The sequence below is a fragment of the Streptomyces sp. AV19 genome (assembly GCF_015999245.1).
Taxonomy (GTDB): Bacteria; Actinomycetota; Actinomycetes; order Streptomycetales; family Streptomycetaceae; genus Streptomyces.
In genome coordinates this window covers 103,501-123,438 of sequence record NZ_JAEAMR010000010.1, presented here as the reverse complement: position 1 = coordinate 123,438, position 19,938 = coordinate 103,501, and the positions used below count along the sequence as shown (strand labels likewise).

The window sequence follows — 19,938 nt, the reverse complement described above, 5'->3', positions numbered from 1 at the left end:
GCGCGCTCCGCGCGGAGGCAACGCGGCTGCGCCGCGTTCGTCCTCAAACGCCGGACGGGCTGAATTCGGCGCGCCAATCCAGCCCGTCCGGCGTTTGAGGACAGCGTGCGCAGCGCGCTGCTGCGGAAACGGTGAAAGGGCGGGACGGGGAGCAACCCCGGCACAGCCTCAGCGGCCGGCGACCCCCCACCACCGCCTCAACACCCGCTCCGCCGGCTTCCCGTGCGGCGTGTACGACAGTTTCCGCGGCGTCTCCCCCGCCCCGGGCCAGTCGTCCCACATCCACCAGCACACCCCCGCCCACCACGCCTTGCCCTCGAACGCGGCCAGCAACGCCTCGTAGCCCGCGGCCTGTTCCGCGTCGCCGTTCGCACCGCTGACCGTCCAGGAGTACGGCGCCGTCGTCGAGCCGCGCTGGCTGACGTAGCCCGCCTCGGTGAAGAGGATCCGGCGGTGCTGCCGCGCGGAGAACGCCGCCAGTTCCTCCACCACCGGCTGCCACGCCTGGCGCAGCGCCGCCGCGTCCGCCGTGGGCCGGTCGCCGAGCGGCCAGTAGGCGTCGATCCCGATGAGGTCGAGCTCCTGCCAGAAGGCGACGCGCCGGTACTCGTCGTAGTTGGCGGCGTACGTCAACGGCCCTCCGTAGCGCGCCCGGACGGCCGAGACCGCCTCCTTCCAGCGGTCGCCGTCCCCCGAGGTGCCCGCCAGCTCCGTGCCGACCGCGAACCGCTCGGCCCCGGTCTCGTCGGCGAGCCGCGCGTAGTGCGTGATGAAGCGCCGGTAGACCGCGAACCAGGCCTCGGCGTCCTCCGGCCGGATCCCGGCCCGGTCGCCGCCCTTCACCAGGTCGACGTGCGGCTTGATCATCGTCTTGAGGCCGGCGTCGTGGGCGAGCCGGACGATGTGCCGCAGGCTGTCGTCGCTCGCGGTCTCGTCCGTGGGGCGGAACTCCGCGTCGGTGACGCGGTCCTGGTACCAGGTGGGGGTGAAGGTCACCCAGCGGGCCCCCGTGGCGGCGATCTGCCGCAGATACGTTCCGGCCTCGGGACTGTCGTAGTCGTCCTTGTTCCAGGAGGGGAGGGTGATGCCCTTCAGCGGGGTCTCCTTCCGCTCGTCGGGCCGCTTGGCCGCGCTCCGGCTCGCGGTGACGCCGGGGGACTCCCGGGGCTCCGAGGAGTCCGTGGTGGAGCACCCGGCGAGGAAGAGGGCGGCCGCGACCGCGAGCCCGAGGACGGCCGCCCCCTTCTTCGCCCTCACTGGTTCAGTTCCGCCGGTGCGACGAAGGCGTACCCGAGGGCGCGGATGCCGTCGACCGTCTGCTTGAGCGGCCCCGTTCCGTAGTACGGGTGGTAGAAGAAGCTCGCCACCCCGTCACGGACGGCCAGGTTCGCCTTGGCCGAGGCGATCAGGTCGGCCGGGAGCCGGGCCGGGTGGTTGTTGTACGCCTCCGGCTCGTAGTTGCCGAGGTTCTCCGGCAGGACCGTGGTCCCGTAGACGTCCTTGACCGCGTACGGGAAGAACTGGCCGATGTACCGGCCGGCGTCCGCGGGGGCGCCGCTCAACGTGCCTGCGAAGTACAAGGATCGCTCCAGGCGGGCGGAGAAGTTCTGTCCGAGGACACGGTAGTCGGTGGCCGAGGCCGCGTAGTGCGGTGTCGTCCACAGTGCCGGCTTCGGCAGCCCGGCCGCGGCGAAACCGGCGAAGGCGGAGGTCAGGCGCGCCTGGGCCCACGCGGCCGAGTCCTCGGCGGGCGGCCCGTCGTAGACGACGTTGTCGGCGGAGTCGACGTGCGCCCGGAAGAACTCGAAGTCGTCGCCGGTGACCCCGGAGTAGGGGTTGTTCACGTTGCTGTACTGGTGGGTGTAGCCGTGGTCCATCAGCACCGCGCCGCGGGCCAGCATGTACTTGAGCGCGGAGACGACCTGGGGCGCCTGGTCGAGCGTGACGGTCTCGGGAACCCCGTTGTTGTAGGTGCCCTTGGGGTCCTTGTAGACAGGGATGACGTTGATCCCGTACGGGATCTTCTGCGCGTACAGGTAGTCGGCCACCTGCCGCAGTTCGGCCGCGTCGGCCTTGGGGCTGATGTCCTCCAGCCGCACGAACGCCCGGTGCCGCTCGGCGGTGCCCGGCGCGAGCCCGTCGAAGAGCAGGTCCTCGAAGACGATCACGCGGTCGGACTCGGAGACGTAGGTGAAGGGGATCTCCCCGACGTAGGTGAGGTTGCCGGAGCGGATCGCCCAGGGGCTGGTGGCACCGGAGTTGGCGTCCGTGGCCTGGGCGAGCTGGGTGACCTGCGGGTAGCCGGGGCCGCTCACCAGCGCGGGGTGCAGCACGCCGCCGTCGTAACCGGCGGGGATCCTACGGGTCAGCTGCTGCCCCTTGTAGGAGACCTTGGTGATGTTGCCGGCCGAACCGCCCGGCGTGTAGTAGGAGTTGGTCGGGTCCCAGCCGTAGCGCTGCTTGAAGGCGTCCACGCCGACGGCGCCCGCCATGCCCCAGATGTTGTCGCCGATCCAGGTGACGGGACGGACGGTGGCCAGGGCGTCCCGGTAGAACGCCGCGGGCACGGCGTCCGGGACGCTCCCGCCGTAGTAGGTCGAGCCGATGTAGACCGTCGCCGTGTACTGGCCGACCATTCCGGCGGTGTACGAGGAGACGGGCCTGGCGGTGACGGTCCCGAAGTGCCCGGCGAGGTTGGCGGCGGCCATCGCGTAGAGCTCACCGAGGTAGCCGTACGGGCCCGTGGTGTCGTACAGGACGAGCGCGGAGGACGAGGCGGCCGCCGCCTGCGGCCGGGCGAGCGCGGGCACGACGCTCCCGGCGCCCGGGCGGGCCGCCGCCGGCTTGGCGACGGCGCCCTGCCCGGCGACGGCGCCCGCCTTCGGCGTCGTGCGGCGGATGACGAGCTTGTGCTCCCGGCGGAGCTTCTCGTTGGCCAGCCGGGCGGCCTGCCAGGCCCTGAGGTCCTTGGCGCCGGCGCCGGACAGGGCCGTGGAACCGGCGCCCTGCAGGGCGTGGGACGCGTGTTCCTTCCCCCCGGGGGCCCCTGCGGCCCCGGCGCCCTCCTGGGAAAGAGCGAAGCCGCCCGTCAGGGCGGCGACTATCGAAAGCGCCAGCGAGATCCGGGAAATTCCTCGTCTCCGCCTGGAATGACGCGCACGCATATGCGATTCCCCCCTGTGATGTCCGCACCGTACGGGCCGACAGTTGGCCGATTCTGGTGGGGTGGACGATCGCTGTCAATACATCCCGGAAGCCGCCCCCGGCGCGTTCCGAGCGCCTTCCGGGCACTTCCCGAGCACCTTTTCGAATCCGAAATTGGTGCGGACCACAGACCTCACCCGTCACAAACCCGCGATGAACAGGCAGAACTACCGGCGGGTCACGAGAATTTACACGCCGGATTCAACGATTTCCCGGATGTACGACTGAACGGACCGGGCGGTCTGATACGTTCCCAGCGCACGCCTCGAAGAAGGCGGAAAATGGGGGGGGAACCCATGTACGGAAAACCCGCGCTGGGCGTCGTCGTGCCTCTTGCCGGGCTGACGGCCGCCCCGGAAGTCCTTCCGGGACTTCCCTTCGCGAGAGGGCTCCAGCAGGTGGCGGGAGCCGGATTCCTGCTCTACTGCGTGGTGGCCGCGACACTGATATCGCTCAAATTGTGGTTCCGGATACGGAATTCCGGTGACCGCTCGTGACACTGAACGAGATCGTCATCGAGGGCGAACTCCTGGTCTGGGCCAGCATCGCCATCATCGTGATGGCCGGCTGCTACAACACCGCCCTGTTCCTCATCTCCCGGCGCGGCTTCCGCAGATCCCGGGGTCCCAGGGACCAGCGCCTCTACGTCTTCCTCCTCGCCTGTCTCAACGAGGAGAAGGTGCTCGCCGAGAGCCTGGCCCGCATCACCGCCCTGCCCGCCCGCAACACCCTCGCGCTGGTCATCGACGACGCCTCCGACGACCGCACCGGCGAGATCGCCGGGACCGCCTGCCGCGCCGAGCCCGGCAAGGTCCGCCTCCTGCGCCGCCACCTGCCGAACGCCCGCAAGGGCAAGGGCGCCGCCCTCAACGCCGGTATCCAGCACCTGCGTTCGTCCGGCCTGCTCGACGGGCGCGACCCGCGCGACGTCATCGTCTGCGTCGTGGACGCCGACGGACGGCTCGACCCGCACGTCGTCCAGGCGGTCGACCCGTACTTCGACAACCCGCGCACCGGCGGCACCCAGATCGGGGTGCGGATGTACAACCGCGGCCAGGGGCTGCTCGCCCGGCTCCAGGACATGGAGTTCGTCATCTACGGCGACATCTTCCAGAGCGCCCGCCGCACCATCGGCAGCGTCGGGATGGGCGGCAACGGCCAGTTCATGCGGCTGGCCGCGCTCGACACCCTGATGGGCCCGGACGGCTCCGGCCCCTGGAGCGACTCCCTGACCGAGGACCTCGACCTCGGCGTCCGCCTCATCGCCCACGGCTGGACCAACCAGCACTGCACCTCGGCCGCCGTCTCCCAGCAGGCCGTGCTCGACGTCCGGCGGCTGGTGCGCCAGCGCTCGCGCTGGTTCCAGGGACACCTCCAGTCGGCCGGACTCGTCCCGCTGATCGTCCGCGAGGTCCCCACCCGGCCCGCGCTGGACCTGCTCTACCACCTCTCCAGCCCGGTGCTCATCCTGCTCACCTCGCTGCTGCCGCTGTCCTTCCTGGTCGCGGTGGGCGGCACGGTGGCCGGCTCGGTGGAGGCCGGCCGTCCCCTGATCCACCCGATGTGGGTGATCGGCCCGTACGTCCTGTCCTTCACCGCCGCCTACGTCTACGGCTGGGTCTACTCCCGGCGCGAACAGGGCCTCGGACTGGCCCGCGCGATCCTGCTGTCGCACGTCTTCGTCTTCTACGGCTACATCTGGTTCGCCGCCGGATGGTGGGGCCTGTGGCGGATGCTGACCGGCAAGCAGACGTGGCTGAAGACCGCGCGCACGTAAGGCACTTCGCACAGCACCCTGACTCCGTGACGTCCCAGGGAGAACCGTGTCCTCGAACCTGATCAACGCCCCCGTGCGTGCCATGCTCGTCCTCGGCACCCGCCCCGAAGCGATCAAGCTCGCGCCCGTGGCCCGCGCCATGGCCGCCTCCGAGCTCTTCGAGCCGCTCGTCGTCACCACCGGCCAGCACCGCGAGATGCTGCACCAGATGCTGGACCTGCTCCAGGTCCGCGAGCGCACCGAGCTCGACGTCATGCGCGAGCGCCAGGAGCTGTCCACCCTCACCGCCCGCCTCGTCGACGGCCTCGGCGAGATCATCCGGGCGCAGCGCCCCGACCTCGTGATCGTCCAGGGCGACACCACCACCGCGCTGACCGGCGCCCTGGCCGCCTTCTACGAGCACGTCCCCGTCGCCCACGTCGAGGCGGGGCTGCGCACGGGCGTCCTGGACAACCCGTTCCCCGAGGAGCTCAACCGCCGCCTCATCGGCCGCGTGGCGCGCTGGCACTTCGCGCCGACGGCGCGCGCGGCCGCACACCTGGTGGGCGAGGGCATTGCCGCCTCGGAGGTCTTCACCACCGGCAACACCGTCATCGACAACCTGCTGTGGGTGCTGGAGAAGGGGGGCGGCCGCAGCCACTTCGGCTCCACCGGTCTGCGGCGCGTGCTGCTGACGCTGCACCGCCGGGAGAACCAGGGCGACACCATGCGCGGCATGGGCCGGGCCATACGACGGCTGGCCGACCGGGGCGACGTGGAGATCCTGCTGCCCCTGCACAAGAGCCCGGCGGTGCGTGACGCGCTGCTGCCCGAGCTGACCGGCCATCCGCGCGTCCGCGTCGTCGAGCCCCTCGGCTGCCTCGACTTCTCGGCCACCCTCGCCGCCTGCGATCTGGTGCTGACGGACTCCGGTGGCATCCAGGAGGAGGCGCCGAGCCTCGGCAAGCCCGCCCTGGTCCTGCGGACCACCACCGAGCGGCCCGAGGCGGTGGAGGCGGGCGCCGCGCGGCTGGTGGGCACGATGCCCGACGTCATCCTGGCCGCCGTCGAACGCCTCCTCGACGACCGCGCGGAGTACGACCGGATGGCCGGCGCCGGAAATCCGTTCGGCGACGGCCGCGCGACCGAACGCATCATCGCCCAGCTCGCGGAGGACTTCGGGGCGGACGCGGACGCGGCCCCCGTGGAGGCCCGCCTCCCCGAGGGCCCGGGTTCATACTCGACCGCATGACAAGACTCCATCGGCTCCTCCTCACCGCGGCCGCCCTCATCGGCCTCGGGTTCGGGGCGTACGCCCTGTGGAGCGAGGAGAACGCGCCGGAGGGGCCGTGGGCCGAGGGTTCGGTCCACGGCCCCTGGCGAACGGTCTTCGCGGGCCACGGCACGGTCGACGGCCACGACGGCGTCCTGACCCTCTCCCCCGCCCCGGCCACCCGCCCCGACGAGACCCACGCGGCCCTGGTCGTCTCGACGGCGACGTACGAGAACGTGGACTACGCGGCCCGCATGCGCACCGTCTCCCAGCTCCGCACCCCCGCCCCGAACCCCTGGGAGGTGCCCTGGCTCCTGTGGTCCTACTCCGACCCGGAGCACTTCTACTACCTCACCCTCAAACCCAACGGCTGGGAACTGGGCAAGCGGGACCCCGCCTACCCCGGCGGCCAGCGCTTCCTGGCCACGGGCCAGGGCTCGTACCCGGCCGGCCGGACCTCCGCCGTCCGCATCGCCCAGCGCGGCGCGCGCATGGAGGTCAGCGTGGACGGCCGCGGCCTGGTCGCCTACCAGGACCAGGAACGTCCCTACACGCAGGGGGCCGTGGGGATGTACACGGAGGACGCGCGGGTGGAGTTCAGCGAGGTGACGGTGCGGGCGGCGGAGTAGGGACGGCGCTCCGCACGCCGCACGCCCCGCGACCCCGCGCAGTACGGTCCGGGCCGCACCGCGGGCAGTCCGCCCGCCTCGGCTCCAGGAACCGTTCCACCCCTGCGGCCGTCCCGTCCCCTGTCCACAGCACTGGCGGGCGTCTGCCCCAAAGGGGGCAGCACCTGATGTTGCCCGTGTGGAGCGCCCGGGATGTGGACGGTACCGTGGAACCGGTGGCCGCATCCTTACTGGATGAGCGTCTCCGCCGGTATCTGTCGGCATCTGTCGGCATCTGTCGGTGAAAGTGCCGGCGCCGATTCCGTCGGCGCAACAGCGGACCACCACCTCGATCCCAGGAGGAGCCATGGCCAGAGGGACCGTCAAATGGTTCAACGCCGAGAAGGGCTTCGGTTTCATCGCACAGGAGGGGGGCGGCCCCGACGTCTTCGTCCATTACTCGGAGATCGACGACACGGGAGGGGGCTTCCGCTCCCTGGAAGAAGGACAGAGGGTGGAGTTCGAGGTCACCCAGGGCCAGAAGGGGCCGCAGGCCTCCCAGGTCAAACTGCTCTGAACTCTCCGGCACGCGACGGGCGCACCTGTGGTGCGCATCCTGACGCAGGACGGTGCCGAAGCCGGTGCGAGGGGCTGGGAGGACGCGATGACCGATCGGCATACCTTGAGCGTGCTGGACTGGCATGACGACGGGTCCTCCACGTCGTCCGTCTGGGTCGTCAGCACGGATGAGCGCGAACAAGTGCAGGATTTCCTGGGGCGTTCCCCGGATGTGGAGGGTGTCGTCACGCCGGAACAGGCGGACGAGGCAAGGGCGGTGAGCCGGAGCTGGCTGACCTGCGCCGGCGAGGACTCATGACAGCCGCTTGACCGACGACGGTGAGGTCCGCCGACAGTTCACCATCCGGATCCCCCCAACCCCTAGGTTCTGCAACGGGGTTGACGCGCCACTGGGCCCACACCCTCAGAGCCGACCGACAACGCGAGGAAGCACCGGCACTCCCCGCACTGCCGCGCGGCTTCGAAGCAGCCGTCGCCACCCTTGGCCGTCACCACCCTTGGGACACAGGCGGGGCAGTGCGGCACGACCTCCCCCGTGGACACCATCCGTGGACACCATCCGCCCGCCCATGAGGAAGGCAGACCCGGCGGCGACGCGCCCTCGCCGATGCCGTCCCGGGGCACACGGCCCGGCTCCTGCCTCGGGCGACGGAGGACGACAAGCCCCGCCTGCCGCTCACGGACGACCGGTCCGCGACCTGTCGCGACCGGCCGAGGACGTGGAGCCGTGCAACTCGCCCTGGGGGCGGAGGCCCTGGGCCGGGCACGCACCGCGCCGAGCGACCCGGCGGCCGCCGACGGACGAGTTGCCGTATGCCGGCACGCGGCTGTCCGCGTGTCCGGCGGACGCTCCCAGGGCCGCCCGGAGCGACGGCACCCGCCTCCCCCGGAGCGCCGCCTCGTACCGGGGTTGCCCCCTCCGGAGGGGGCGAGGGCTCCGCCCGTAGGGCGGACGGGGTCCGGGGCCTGCCCCGGGAAACGGTGAAAGGGCGGGGCGGGGAGAATCCCCCGGGCGTCAGCCCAAATGCACCTCCAGGGCCGCCCGCACCCCCGACTCCAGCGCCCCCTCGATCCACGACGGCTTCACCGACGTGTGGTCGCCGGCGAAGCGCAGCGGCCCCTCCGCCGTGCGGATCGACGGGAGCAGCTCCGTGTGCTGACCGGGGAGCAGCACCGACGCCTCCCCGTACGCGTACGGGTCGCGCAGCCAGCTCTGCGTGCGGCCGGCGCCCGTGTAGAAGACCTCCACCCGCTGTCCGTACACCTGTTGGAGGCCGCGGAGTGCGTGCGGGTAGCGGGCGTCGTCGTCGAAGGAGTCCCAGCGCGACGCGTCGTCGGCCCAGCTGTAGGAGGCGAGGACGACGCCGCCCTTGCTGCCGGGGACGGGGTGCGACGGGTTGATCATGAAGCGGTTGGAGTTGTCGGAGACGGAACCTCCGCCGACGATCTGCGCCGCCTCCGGTGCGTCGCGCCCGGCCCAGCGGTTGGCCGCGTAGTGGGCGCGCTGGGCGGGGGTGATGCGGCCGCGCGGGACGGAGGGGTGCGCGCCGAGGAGGCTGCCGTCGTTCGGCGCCTTGCCCTTGCGGTACTGCTCGTACAGGCCGGGGCGGATGTCGTCGAGGGCCCGGCGCCACCCCTCCTCGTCCAACTCCCACCAGCGGCGGCTGAATTCGAGGAGCACCTTGGTCGCGCTGTCGTAGTGCAGTTCGGTGACCGCGCGCCGCTTGCCGTACGACATCAGCGGGCTGACCTGCACCTGCCGCAGCCCGGAGAACGGCACGGTGACGACCGCGAGGTCGGCGGTGAACTGCTCGCGGACCACCTTCCCGCCGCGCCCCTCGGACACCGTGTCGACCCAGACGTGCGGCCCGTCCTCGCGGACGTGCTCGGTGTCGCCGGGCCGGTCCGGGTGCCAGTACTCGATGTGCGTCACCCGCCGGTCGAGGCGCAGGACGTCCTCGACCTTCTTCAACAGCGCGTCCGGGAGCGTCGCCGTGCCGCCGACCAGCTCCCAGAAGGCCGTGTCGGGGCTGATCAGCGACTGGCTGATGAAGCTGTGGACGAAGGACAGCGGAAGCCGGGAGGTCAGGTTCTCCAGCGTCCCGACGAGGTCGATCGTCCGCTCGTCGAAGCCGGCCTCCTCGGTGAGGAAGCGGTACATGGACCAGTCACCGTACTTCTGGATCACCCGGGCCCAGCCCCGCACCCGTTCGGGCATCGGCTTGTCGACCCGCTTGCCGTCCTTCCCGGCCGTGCTGAACTCGTTGCGCACCGGGTCCAGCGCGCGGCGCAGGATCGTCGAGGACGGTACGTCGAGGTACTCGTCGGGCACGCCGAACGAACGGTTGATCTTCCGGGGGGACTTGGCGTACTCGGAGCGGCGCACCCGGATGCCGTTGACGTACAGCCAGGCATGGTTGACGGGCTTGCCCTGCCCGTCGACGTCCACCAGGTGGAAGGGGCGCTTCTTGACGCCGAGCTGGTCGATGAGGCTCATCACCAGCGGGTGGCTGCCGGGGATGCGCATGGCGCCGGCCTCGGCGTACTGCCGGGCGTCGGTGAACGGCTGCAGCGCGTGCTCGTGCCCGCCGGTGCGGAAGGTCTTGATGCGCCCGCCGACGCGGTTGCCGTTGGCCTCCAGCAGCGTGACGCGGTGCCCGGCCCGCTTGAGCAGCCAGGCGGCCACGAGCCCGGCCGGTCCGGCGCCGATCACCAGGACCTTCTTCGCCGTCTTGGAACCGGTGCGCGGCAGGCCGTCGCCGAGGATCTTCCGGTAGGCGGGGGCCAGCGGCCGGTTCTCGTCGTCCACGACGAGCAGGGCGCGGGCGACCTCCAGACAGGTGTCCCAGTCCGCGGTGGACTTCGGGGGCTGGACGGGCAGGGCGGGGGCCGCCGCCGCGGGGGTGAGCCCCAGGGCGGCAGCGGCCGTCGTGGCCGTGACGGTGAACTTCCTGCGGGAGAAGGGGGGTTGCTCCATAAGCCTTGGATAGGCGCGGCGGCGAACATCCGATGGACGGATCACGCACGACCACCCGGACGTGCGAGCGCCCCGGCGCGAGGCCCACTCCGGCACGCCCCCCGGCCGCAACTACCGGGTGAAGGGCGCGGGTTTGACACACAACTCACCCACACTCAGCAGCAGTTGACGCACAGACCTCCCAGGTGGTCAATACCACCGCCTTGATCACAAGGGAGGATGAACATATCTCGCTCCATCACGTCAGCGGTTTTTCATACGCAAGACTCTCTCTTGCCAGAGCTTTTGCACTGGCTCCCCCCAACCCATGGAGAGAGCTATGAGCAGCATGCGCAACGCCGCCGCCGTCACCGTGATGGCCGCCGCGGCCATCGGCGCCGGCGCCGCCGGTGCCACCGCCAGCAGCGGGGCCCACGGCGCGGCCTGCAAGTCCCCGGGCGTCGCCGCCGGGAACGTCGTCCAGGTCGCGCCCCACGTCTCCCCGAACGCCGGGGGCAATGTGATCTCGGCGGTCGGGGTCGGCAACCTCTCCCACGGCAACACCCTGGTCAACAAGTAACGGCCCTGGTTCCAGCCGCCAAGGGCAGGGCCGCGTGTCCCCCTCTCCCCGGGGCCACGCGGCCCTTCGGCTTGTACACCCACATCTACAGCACTTAAGGCGATCGCACAGGACAGCGAGTCCGCGCACCGGGGGAGACTGCAACAAGAGCACGGGAGCGCTCCCTGCTTGAGCCAGGCGGAACAGGCGGTTCGAGGCAGCCGGACTATCTCAACTTGGCCGGCGCCTCGACACTCACTCAAACCCCAGCACGCAACTTTCGAGCCACAGTGACGGTGGCGGCAGCGATCCCACTCGGCGCCTGACACATCGACAGCCACACCATGGAACATCGGACGGTGCCGCAACTGGGCCCGTCTACCCTGGGGTTGAGAGGACGGTGATCCCATGCCCACAGGACTGGCCGACAATGTGAGGAAGTTCCGGCGGGCGGCCGGTCTGAGCCAGGAGGGGTTGGCCGAGGCGGCGGATCTGTCGCTCAGTACGATCCGCAAGGTGGAGCAGGGCGGGGACGCCCGCGTCGAGACCCTGCACGCGATGGCGCGGGCGCTGGGGGTGACGACGTCGGCGCTGTTCGCGACGGAGGCGCCGAAGCCGGTGGTCGGTCCGGAGGACGAGGCGAACCGGCGCTATCTCGCGGAGTTGCGGCGGGCGTTGATGCCGGCGGTGGGGCTGGGCGCGCCGAGGCCCGCCCGGGGTGAACCGCCGGAGCTTTCCGCCCTGCACAGGGGTGTTCAGGAAGGGCACGCCCTTTACTGGGCGGATCAGTACGGTGCCGTGGCGAAAAGGCTGCCGCTGCTACTGGAGAGTTCCGAATCGGCCGTCGCATCGGCCGAGGGCGCGGAAAGGTCCCAGGCGCTGCTCGCCCGCTGTCATGTCCTCCTGCTCACCGGCAAGTACCTCACGCAAGTGAGGCAGTACGACATGGCGTATTACGCGCTCGCCGAGGCCATCCGCCTTGCGCGCGAGACGGATCGCACCCAGCTCGCGGCGACGGGGATCGTAGGACTGTGCTGGCTCCTGCTGCGGCAGGACCGGTTCGACGAAAGCGAAGAGGTCGCCGCGACGACGGCCGCGGAAATCGAGCCCCGCCTGTCCACGGCGACTCCGGGCCAGCTGGCTGTGTGGGGTGAACTGTGGCTCAGGGTCGCGTCCGCCACCGTGCGCAACAACCGCCCGGACGTGGCACGGGAAGCCCGCAGGATGGCGGGGACGGCCGCCAGCGCCCTGGACACCGAGTGCGTCGCCTTCCCGGACCACTGGGGTGGCTTCGGCCCGGTGACGGCGGAGATGAAGGTGGTGGAGGACCTGGCCTTGGCAGGCGACGCACGGGCCGTGCTCCGACGGACCGACGACGGCTTGCTGAGCGCCAAGGCACTGCGCAACTTCGGCAGGCCGACCACTCCCAACTGGGGGAGGCACCGCCTGGACGTGGCCCGCGCACACATCCTCCTCGGCTCCCACCAGGACGCCATGGACGAACTGACCCAGCTCCGGCGCACATCCGGGTCATGGCTGACGCACCAGCCCATGGCGCGCTACGTGATGACCGACATTCTCCGTACCCGCAAGCGCACACTTACCCAGGACATGCGGGGCATGGCCTCTCACCTGGGAGTATCCGGCTAGGTACTGCGCAGCGTGATACATCGCTTGCGCGTGGTCGCGAACTACCCCCTCGTGTATATGGCTTGGCCCGTACCCTGCCCGTACGGTCCCCTCACCGGAAACCGCCGCGAGGGGACGACCCATGACCCACAGGACCGACGAACAACACCAACGCCGGCGCGACCTCGCCGACGCCGCCGCCGGCCGGAGCCCGGCCCGGCTGCTGCCCTGGCGGGCGGAGGACGGCAAGCCGTGCCTGCTGCTCTCGGCCGACCCGTCCGGGCATCTTTCGCGGCTGGCCGACGAGATGGAGGCCGTCCAGCTCGCCGTCGGCGCGGAAGTCCTCGAACTCACCCGGACCGTGCTCGGCAACCCGGACGCGCCCACCAGCGAGCTGCGCTACCTCGGCGTGCGGCTGTCCGAGTGCCTGACGGACGCGCTCCGGGTCGCGGAGAGCCGGGGCGCGCGCCTGCACGGAGGCGACGCCTGATGATGACGCCTCCGCCGTACATGCCGCTGCCCGGGCTGGTGCCCCTCCAGCATGTATCAGGGCCTCCGGCCATGCCCCGGCCGGCCCCCGGCTGTGCCGTGTGCGCCCGGCTGGACACGGAGCGCCGACCGGAGGCACACGGCGGGGACACGGAGAAGGCCGCCCGTTTCGCGGGCTACTACATGGCGCACCACTTCACGCGACACTGACCCGCCCGACGCGTCACCAGGTGTGCGCCACATCCACGATCAGCTTGTCCCCCGAGTGCTGCACCCGGAACGGGAGTTTGGCGCGGACGCCGACGGCCACCTGGGTCTGACCCTCGAAGCTCGCCCCGAACTTCGTGTCCTTGAAGGTCCGGTAGCCGCCGATGTCCACGCCGGGGAGCGGCTTGCCCGCCTTCCCTGCGTACGTCGCGCGGCCCGTCGACGGGTCGTAGCTCGGGGCCGAGAGGTAGACCTGGAGGATCGCGCCGCCGCCCACCGGTATCTCGTCGCCGGAGCCGTCCTGGTGGAACTTGTCGACGTAGCCCACGTGGTAGCCGAGCCGGCTCGGCGCGCCGCCCAGGTCGAAGACGACGCGGTCGTAGCACTCGTGCGCGCCGGTGCGGATGTTCTTCAGCGGCTTGCAGTCGGCTCCCTCGGCCGATTTGTCGGTGCTGCCCCAGCCGGACGCGCAGTCGGCCGAGGCCGGAACAGGGACCGGAGCGGCCACCGCCGTAGCCGTCCCGGCGCCCGTCAGCATGACCAGCGCTGCCACCGTCGTCGTCAACCGTCGCATGACGCGTTCCTTCCACAGGACGAAGAGTTCACGTACATGCGGTGGACTGCCGAGCCCGCGCCGGAGTTGTACGCGCGGGCCGACATGGCGTGATCACACCGTCAGCGCCCGGTCCGTCGGCCGGATCGGTGCGGGCAGGGTGCTGCTGCCGGTCAGGTGGCGGTCCACGGCCCGGGCCGCCGAGCGGCCCTCCGCGATGGCCCAGACGATCAGCGACTGGCCGCGGCCCGCGTCGCCCGCGACGAAGACGCCCGGGACGTTGGTCGCGAAGTCCGCGTCCCGCGCGACGTTGCCGCGCTCGTCCAGCTCCAGCCCGAGCTGCTCGACCAGGCCGTTCGCCCGGTCCGTACCCGTGAAGCCCATGGCCAGGGTGACCAGTTGGGCCGGGATGCGGCGCTCGGTGCCCGGCTTCTGTTCGAGCTTGCCGCCGGCGAACTCCACCTCGGCCAGGTGCAGCCACTGCACGTTGCCGTCCTCGTCGCCCTCGAAGCGGGTCGTGGAGACGGAGTAGACGCGCTCGCCGCCCTCCTCGTGGGCGGAGGTGACCTTGTAGAGGAGGGGGAAGGTCGGCCAGGGCTGCCCCGCCGGGCGCGCGTCGGACGGCCTCGGCATGATCTCCAGCTGGGTGACGGACAGGGCGCCCTGCCGGTGCGCCGTGCCGACGCAGTCGGCGCCGGTGTCGCCGCCGCCGATGACGACGACGTGCTTGCCCTCGGCGGTGATGGTGGGCGCGACGTAGTCGCCCTCCTGCACCTTGTTGGCGACGGGCAGGTACTCCATCGCGAAGTGGACGCCCTTCAGCTCCCGGCCGGGGACCGGGAGGTCACGGGAGGTCGTGGCGCCCGCCGCGATGACCACCGCGTCGTACCGCCCGCGCAGCTTCGCCGCGTCGATGTCGCGGCCGATCTCCACCTCGGTGCGGAACTTCGTGCCCTCCGCCCGCATCTGCTCGATGCGCCGGTTGATGTGCCGCTTCTCCATCTTGAACTCGGGGATGCCGTACCGCAGCAGGCCGCCGATGCGGTCGGCCCGCTCGTACACCGCGACGGTGTGGCCGGCCCGGGTCAGTTGCTGGGCGGCGGCCAGGCCGGCCGGGCCGGAGCCGATGACGGCGACGGTCCGGCCGGAGAGCCGCTCGGGCGGCTGCGGGGTGACGTCACCGGCCGCCCACGCCTTGTCGACGATGGTGACCTCGACGTTCTTGATGGTGACCGGCTGCTGGTTGATGCCCAGCACGCACGCCGACTCGCAGGGCGCCGGGCACAGCCGCCCGGTGAACTCGGGGAAGTTGTTGGTCGCGTGCAGCCGCTCGCTGGCGGCCCGCCAGTCCTCCCGGTACGCGTAGTCGTTCCACTCGGGGATGAGGTTCCCCAGCGGGCAGCCGTTGTGGCAGAACGGGATGCCGCAGTCCATGCAGCGTCCGGCCTGCTTGCCGATGATCGGCAGCAGCGCGCCCGGGACGGCCACCTCGTTCCAGTCGCGGACGCGCTCGGCGACCGGGCGGGAGCGGGCGACCTCGCGGCCGGTGGTCAGGAAGCCCTTCGGGTCAGCCATGGGTCGCCGCCTCCATCATCTTCTCGTGGGTCTCGGTCTCGGAGAGACCGGCTCGCTCGGCGGCGTCCTTGGCGGCGAGCACTGCCTTGTACGTGGCCGGGAGGACCTTGCGGAAGCGGTCCGCGGCCGCGTCCCAGCCGGCGAGGAGGGCCGCCGCGACGGTGGAGGCGGTCTCCTCGTGGTGGCGGCGCACCACGCCGTGCAGCCACCGCCGGTCGGCGTCGTCGAGCGGCTCGACGGCACCGGCCAGTTCCCTGTTGACGTTGCGCGGATCCAGGTCGACGACGTACGCGGCACCGCCGGACATGCCGGCCGCGAAGTTGCGCCCGGTCGGGCCCAGGACGACGGCACGGCCGCCGGTCATGTACTCGCAGCCGTGGTCGCCGGCGCCCTCACAGACGACGGTGGCCCCGGAGTTGCGGACGCAGAACCGCTCGCCGACGCTGCCGCGCAGGAACATCTCGCCGCCGGTGGCCCCGTACGCCAGCGTGTTGCCGGCGATGGTGGAGTACTCGGCGAGGTGGTCGGCGGCCCGGTCGGGGCGGACGACGATCCGGCCGCCGGACAGGCCCTTGCCGACGTAGTCGTTGGCGTCGCCCTCCAGCCGCAGGGTGACGCCGCGCGGCAGGAAGGCGCCGAAGGACTGGCCCGCGGAGCCGGTGAAGGTGATGTCGATCGTGTCGTCCGGCAGTCCGGCGCCGCCGAACTTCCGGGTCACCTCGTGGCCGAGCATGGTGCCGACGGTCCGGTTGATGTTGCGGATCGGCACCTGGGCGCGGACGGGCTGGGGCTCCTCGGCGCCGACCGTGTCGAGCGCGTCGGCGGCCAGCTTGATCAGCTGGTTGTCGAGCGCCTTGGCCAGGCCGTGGTCCTGGGCGACGGTGTGGTGGCGGACGGCGCCGGCGGGCAGGTCCGGGACGTGGAACAGCGGCGCCAGGTCCAGGCCCTGGGCCTTCCAGTGGCCCACGGCCCGCTCGACGTCCAGGAGTTCGGCGTGCCCGACGGCCTCCTGGAGGCTGCGGAAGCCCAGCCCGGCGAGGAGCTCGCGGACCTCCTGCGCGATGAACTCGAAGAAGTTCACCACGAATTCGGCCTTGCCGGCGAACCGCTCGCGCAGCACGGGATTCTGGGTGGCGATGCCGACCGGGCAGGTGTCCAGATGGCAGACGCGCATCATGACGCAGCCGGAGACGACGAGCGGCGCGGTCGCGAACCCGAACTCCTCGGCGCCGAGCAGCGCGGCGATCAGCACGTCGCGGCCGGTCTTGAGCTGGCCGTCGGCCTGGACGACGATGCGGTCGCGCAACCCGTTGAGCAGCAGCGTCTGCTGGGTCTCGGCCAGGCCCAGCTCCCAGGGGCCGCCCGCGTGCTTGAGCGAGGTGAGCGGCGAGGCGCCGGTGCCGCCGTCGTGCCCGGAGATCAGGACGACGTCCGCGTGCGCCTTGGAGACGCCGGCCGCGACCGTGCCGACACCGACCTCGGAGACCAGCTTCACGTGGATGCGGGCGGCGGGGTTGGCGTTCTTGAGGTCGTGGATCAGCTGCGCCAGATCCTCGATGGAGTAGATGTCGTGGTGCGGCGGCGGGGAGATGAGCCCCACGCCGGGCGTCGAGTGCCGGGTCTTCGCCACCCACGGGTAGACCTTGTGGCCGGGCAGCTGGCCGCCCTCGCCGGGCTTGGCGCCCTGGGCCATCTTGATCTGGATGTCGTCGGCGTTGACGAGGTACTCGCTGGTGACGCCGAAGCGTCCGGACGCCACCTGCTTGATGCCGGAGCGGCGCGCCGGGTCGTACAGCCGCTCCGGGTCCTCGCCGCCCTCGCCGGTGTTGGACTTGCCGCCCAGCCGGTTCATGGCGACGGCGAGCGTCTCGTGGGCCTCGCGGGAGATGGAGCCGTACGACATGGCGCCGGTGGAGAACCGCTTGACGATCTCGGCGACCGGCTCGACCTCGTCCAGCGGGACGGGCTCGCGGTCGCTGTCGAACGTGAACAGGCCGCGCAGCGTCATCAGCCGCGCGGACTGCTCGTTCACGCGCCGGGTGTACTGCTGGAAGATGTCGTAGCGCCGCTCGCGCGTGGCGTGCTGGAGCCGGAAGACGGTGTCGGGGTCGAACAGGTGCGGCTCGCCCTCGCGGCGCCACTGGTACTCGCCGCCGATCTCCAGCCTGCGGTGGCTGGCGGGGATGCCGGTGGCCGGGTACGCCTTGGCGTGCCGGGCGGCGACCTCCCGCGCGACGGCCTCCAGGCCGATGCCGCCGATCTTGGTGGTGGTGCCGTGGAAGTAGGTGTCCACGAAGGAGGCGTCGAGGCCGACGGCCTCGAAGACCTGGGCGCCGCGGTAGGAGGCGACGGTGGAGATGCCCATCTTGGACATCACCTTGAGCACGCCCTTGCCGAGCGCCTTGATCAGGTTGCGGATCGCCTGCTCGGGCTCGGTGTCCGGCAGGAACGTCCCGGCGCGGACGAGGTCCTCGACGGACTCCATCGCCAGGTACGGGTTGACGGCCGCGGCGCCGTAGCCGATGAGCAGCGCGACGTGGTGCACCTCGCGGACGTCGCCGGCCTCGACCAGCAGGCCCACCTGGGTGCGCTGCTTGGTGCGGATGAGGTGGTGGTGGATCGCCGAGGTGAGCAACAGCGAGGGGACCGGGGCGTGTTCGGCGTCCGAGTGCCGGTCGGAGAGGACGATCAGCCGGGCGCCGTCCGCGATGGCCGCGTCGGCCTCGGCGCACATCGCGTCCAGCCGGGCGGCCAGCGCGGCGCCGCCGCCGGAGACCCGGTAGAGGCCGGAGAGCGTGACGGCCTTGAGGCCGGGCAGGTCGCCGTCGGCGTTGATGTGGATGAGCTTGGCCAGCTCGTCGTTGTCGATAACGGGGAACGGCAGGGTGACACTGCGGCAGGAGGCCGCCGTCGGCTCCAGCAGGTTGCCCTGCGGGCCGAGCGAGGAGACCAGGGAGGTGACCAGCTCCTCCCGGATGGCGTCCAGCGGCGGGTTGGTGACCTGCGCGAAGAGCTGGGTGAAGTAGTCGAAGAGCAGCCGGGGCCGCTCGGAGAGCGCGGCGATGGGCGAGTCCGTGCCCATCGAACCGATCGGCTCCGCGCCGGACGCGGCCATCGGCGCGAGGACGACGCGCAGCTCCTCCTCGGTGTAGCCGAAGGTCTGCTGGCGGCGGGTGACCGAGGCGTGGGTGTGCACGATGTGCTCGCGCTCGGGCAGGTCCTCCAGGTCGATCAGCCCGGCCTCCAGCCACTCCCGGTAGGGCTGTTCGGCGGCGAGGGACGCCTTGACCTCGTCGTCCTCGATGATGCGGTGCCCGGCGGTGTCGACCAGGAACATCTTCCCCGGCTGGAGGCGGCCCTTGCGGACGACCTTCGCCGGGTCGATGTCGAGGACGCCGACCTCGGAGGAGAGGACGACCAGCCCGTCGTCGGTCACCCAGTACCGGCCGGGCCGCAGACCGTTGCGGTCGAGAACGGCACCGACGAGGGTGCCGTCGGTGAAGGTGACACAGGCCGGGCCGTCCCAGGGCTCCATCAGCGTGGAGTGGTACTGGTAGAAGGCGCGCCGCGCCGGATCCATGGAGGCGTGGTTCTCCCAGGCCTCGGGGATCATCATCAGCACGCTGTGCGGCAGCGAACGGCCGCCCAGGTGCAGGAGTTCGAGGACCTCGTCGAAGGAGGCGGAGTCGGACGCGTCGGGGGTGCAGACCGGGAAGGTCCGCTCCAGCGGCGCGTCGCCGAACAGACCGCTGGCGAGCTGCGACTCCCGCGCCCGCATCCAATTGCGGTTGCCGCCCACGGTGTTGATCTCGCCGTTGTGCGCCACGAAGCGGTACGGGTGGGCGAGCGGCCAGCTCGGGAAGGTGTTGGTGGAGAAGCGGGAGTGGACCAGGGCGACGGCCGTGGCGAAGCGGCGGTCGGAGAGGTCCGGGAAGAAGGGCTCCAGCTGGCCGGTGGTCAGCATGCCCTTGTAGACGATCGTGCGGGAGGACAGCGACGGGAAGTAGACGCCGGCCTCGCGCTCGGCACGCTTGCGCAGCGCGAACGCCTTGCGGTCGAGCGCGATGCCGGTGCTCTCCCCGTCCTCGTCCGCCACGAACAGCTGCCGGAACTCCGGCATCGTGGCCCGGGCGGAGCTGCCCAGCAGTTCGGGGGCGACGGGGACGGCACGCCAGCCGAGGACGGTGAGGCCCTCCTCGGCGGCGATCGTCTCGACGGACGGGACGTCCCCGTCCGCCGCGAGGAACGCGATGCCGACCGCGTACGCGCCCCGCTCCGGCAGCTCGAAGTCCACGGCCTCGCGCAGGAACGCGTCCGGGACCTGGACGAGGATGCCGGCGCCGTCACCCGAGTCGGGCTCGGAGCCGGTCGCACCGCGGTGCTCCAGGTTGCGCAGGACGGTGAGCGCCCGGTCCACCAGCGCGTGGCTCGCCTCGCCGGTGAGTGTCGCGACGAACCCGACGCCACAGGCGTCGTGCTCGTGGCGAGGGTCGTACATCCCCTGCGGGGCGGGGTGGGATGCAGAACGCATCGGCGCTCCCGTCGTCGTC

Annotated in this window: 15 protein-coding genes; 9 read left to right on the top strand and 6 right to left on the bottom strand. The window is 71.4% G+C overall.

Features of this window, described 5'->3' with window-relative positions; translation table 11 throughout:
* Nucleotides 1-168: 168 nt before the first annotated feature.
* Nucleotides 169-1,257, bottom strand: coding sequence for a hypothetical protein (locus I5Q34_RS18890; protein WP_199893506.1), 1,089 nt, complete (start codon nt 1,255-1,257; stop codon nt 169-171).
* Nucleotides 1,254-3,164, bottom strand: coding sequence for a DUF2334 domain-containing protein (locus I5Q34_RS18885; RefSeq protein WP_199893505.1), 1,911 nt, complete (start codon nt 3,162-3,164; stop codon nt 1,254-1,256). Before I5Q34_RS18885 ends, I5Q34_RS18890 begins: the two co-directional genes overlap by 4 nt.
* Nucleotides 3,165-3,697: 533 nt before the next feature.
* Here I5Q34_RS18885 and I5Q34_RS18880 point away from each other — a divergent pair.
* From I5Q34_RS18880 to I5Q34_RS18860, 5 genes are all read left to right on the top strand, one after another.
* Nucleotides 3,698-4,981 (top strand): glycosyltransferase, encoded by a 1,284-nt coding sequence (locus I5Q34_RS18880; protein ID WP_277965346.1) that lies wholly within the window; start codon nt 3,698-3,700, stop codon nt 4,979-4,981.
* Nucleotides 4,982-5,027: 46 nt separating this feature from the next.
* A complete protein-coding gene (gene wecB / locus I5Q34_RS18875; RefSeq protein WP_277965345.1) occupies nt 5,028-6,212 on the top strand; it encodes a non-hydrolyzing UDP-N-acetylglucosamine 2-epimerase in 1,185 nt (394 codons plus the stop codon).
* A complete protein-coding gene (locus I5Q34_RS18870) occupies nt 6,209-6,862 on the top strand; it encodes a calcium-binding protein (protein ID WP_199893504.1) in 654 nt (217 codons plus the stop codon). The genes wecB and I5Q34_RS18870 overlap by 4 nt, the downstream gene beginning before the upstream one ends.
* A gap of 346 nt (nt 6,863-7,208) precedes the next feature.
* Complete coding sequence (locus tag I5Q34_RS18865) at nt 7,209-7,418, top strand: cold-shock protein (RefSeq protein ID WP_199893503.1); 210 nt, start codon at nt 7,209-7,211, stop codon at nt 7,416-7,418.
* Between the two features lie 27 nt (nt 7,419-7,445).
* Nucleotides 7,446-7,718 carry a hypothetical protein gene (locus I5Q34_RS18860; protein ID WP_234429140.1) on the top strand — a complete coding sequence of 91 codons (273 nt, stop codon included), beginning with the start codon at nt 7,446-7,448 and terminating at the stop codon, nt 7,716-7,718.
* Nucleotides 7,719-8,435: 717 nt separating this feature from the next.
* On the opposite strand, the gene I5Q34_RS18855 is transcribed toward I5Q34_RS18860, so the two are convergent.
* Nucleotides 8,436-10,397, bottom strand: coding sequence for an NAD(P)/FAD-dependent oxidoreductase (locus I5Q34_RS18855; protein ID WP_199893502.1), 1,962 nt, complete (start codon nt 10,395-10,397; stop codon nt 8,436-8,438).
* 319 nt (nt 10,398-10,716) lie between these two features.
* Between I5Q34_RS18855 and I5Q34_RS18850 the strand changes: the two genes are divergently transcribed.
* The 4 genes from I5Q34_RS18850 (at nt 10,717) to I5Q34_RS18835 (ending at nt 13,263) form a co-directional block, all read left to right on the top strand.
* Nucleotides 10,717-10,956 carry a chaplin gene (locus I5Q34_RS18850; protein ID WP_199893501.1) on the top strand — a complete coding sequence of 80 codons (240 nt, stop codon included), beginning with the start codon at nt 10,717-10,719 and terminating at the stop codon, nt 10,954-10,956.
* A gap of 387 nt (nt 10,957-11,343) precedes the next feature.
* Nucleotides 11,344-12,585 (top strand): helix-turn-helix domain-containing protein, encoded by a 1,242-nt coding sequence (locus I5Q34_RS18845; RefSeq protein ID WP_199893500.1) that lies wholly within the window; start codon nt 11,344-11,346, stop codon nt 12,583-12,585.
* Nucleotides 12,586-12,706: 121 nt separating this feature from the next.
* Nucleotides 12,707-13,054: a hypothetical protein gene (locus tag I5Q34_RS18840; protein ID WP_199893499.1), complete on the top strand. Its 348-nt coding sequence runs from the start codon at nt 12,707-12,709 to the stop codon at nt 13,052-13,054.
* On the top strand, nt 13,054-13,263 hold the full coding sequence (locus I5Q34_RS18835) for a hypothetical protein (protein ID WP_199893498.1): 210 nt from the start codon (nt 13,054-13,056) through the stop codon (nt 13,261-13,263). Before I5Q34_RS18840 ends, I5Q34_RS18835 begins: the two co-directional genes overlap by 1 nt.
* A 13-nt stretch (nt 13,264-13,276) precedes the next feature.
* Here I5Q34_RS18835 and I5Q34_RS18830 read toward each other — a convergent pair whose 3' ends face one another.
* The 3 genes from I5Q34_RS18830 to gltB all read right to left on the bottom strand — a co-directional run bounded on the left by I5Q34_RS18830 (nt 13,277) and on the right by gltB (nt 19,919).
* Nucleotides 13,277-13,834, bottom strand: coding sequence for a hypothetical protein (locus tag I5Q34_RS18830; RefSeq protein ID WP_199893497.1), 558 nt, complete (start codon nt 13,832-13,834; stop codon nt 13,277-13,279).
* A 93-nt stretch (nt 13,835-13,927) separates the two neighbouring features.
* Nucleotides 13,928-15,388, bottom strand: coding sequence for a glutamate synthase subunit beta (locus I5Q34_RS18825; protein ID WP_199893496.1), 1,461 nt, complete (start codon nt 15,386-15,388; stop codon nt 13,928-13,930).
* The gene (gene gltB / locus I5Q34_RS18820) at nt 15,381-19,919 is read right to left on the bottom strand and encodes a glutamate synthase large subunit (RefSeq protein ID WP_199893495.1); all 4,539 of its coding nucleotides are present in this window, start codon (nt 19,917-19,919) and stop codon (nt 15,381-15,383) included. The genes I5Q34_RS18825 and gltB overlap by 8 nt, the downstream gene beginning before the upstream one ends.
* Nucleotides 19,920-19,938: the final 19 nt, after the last annotated feature.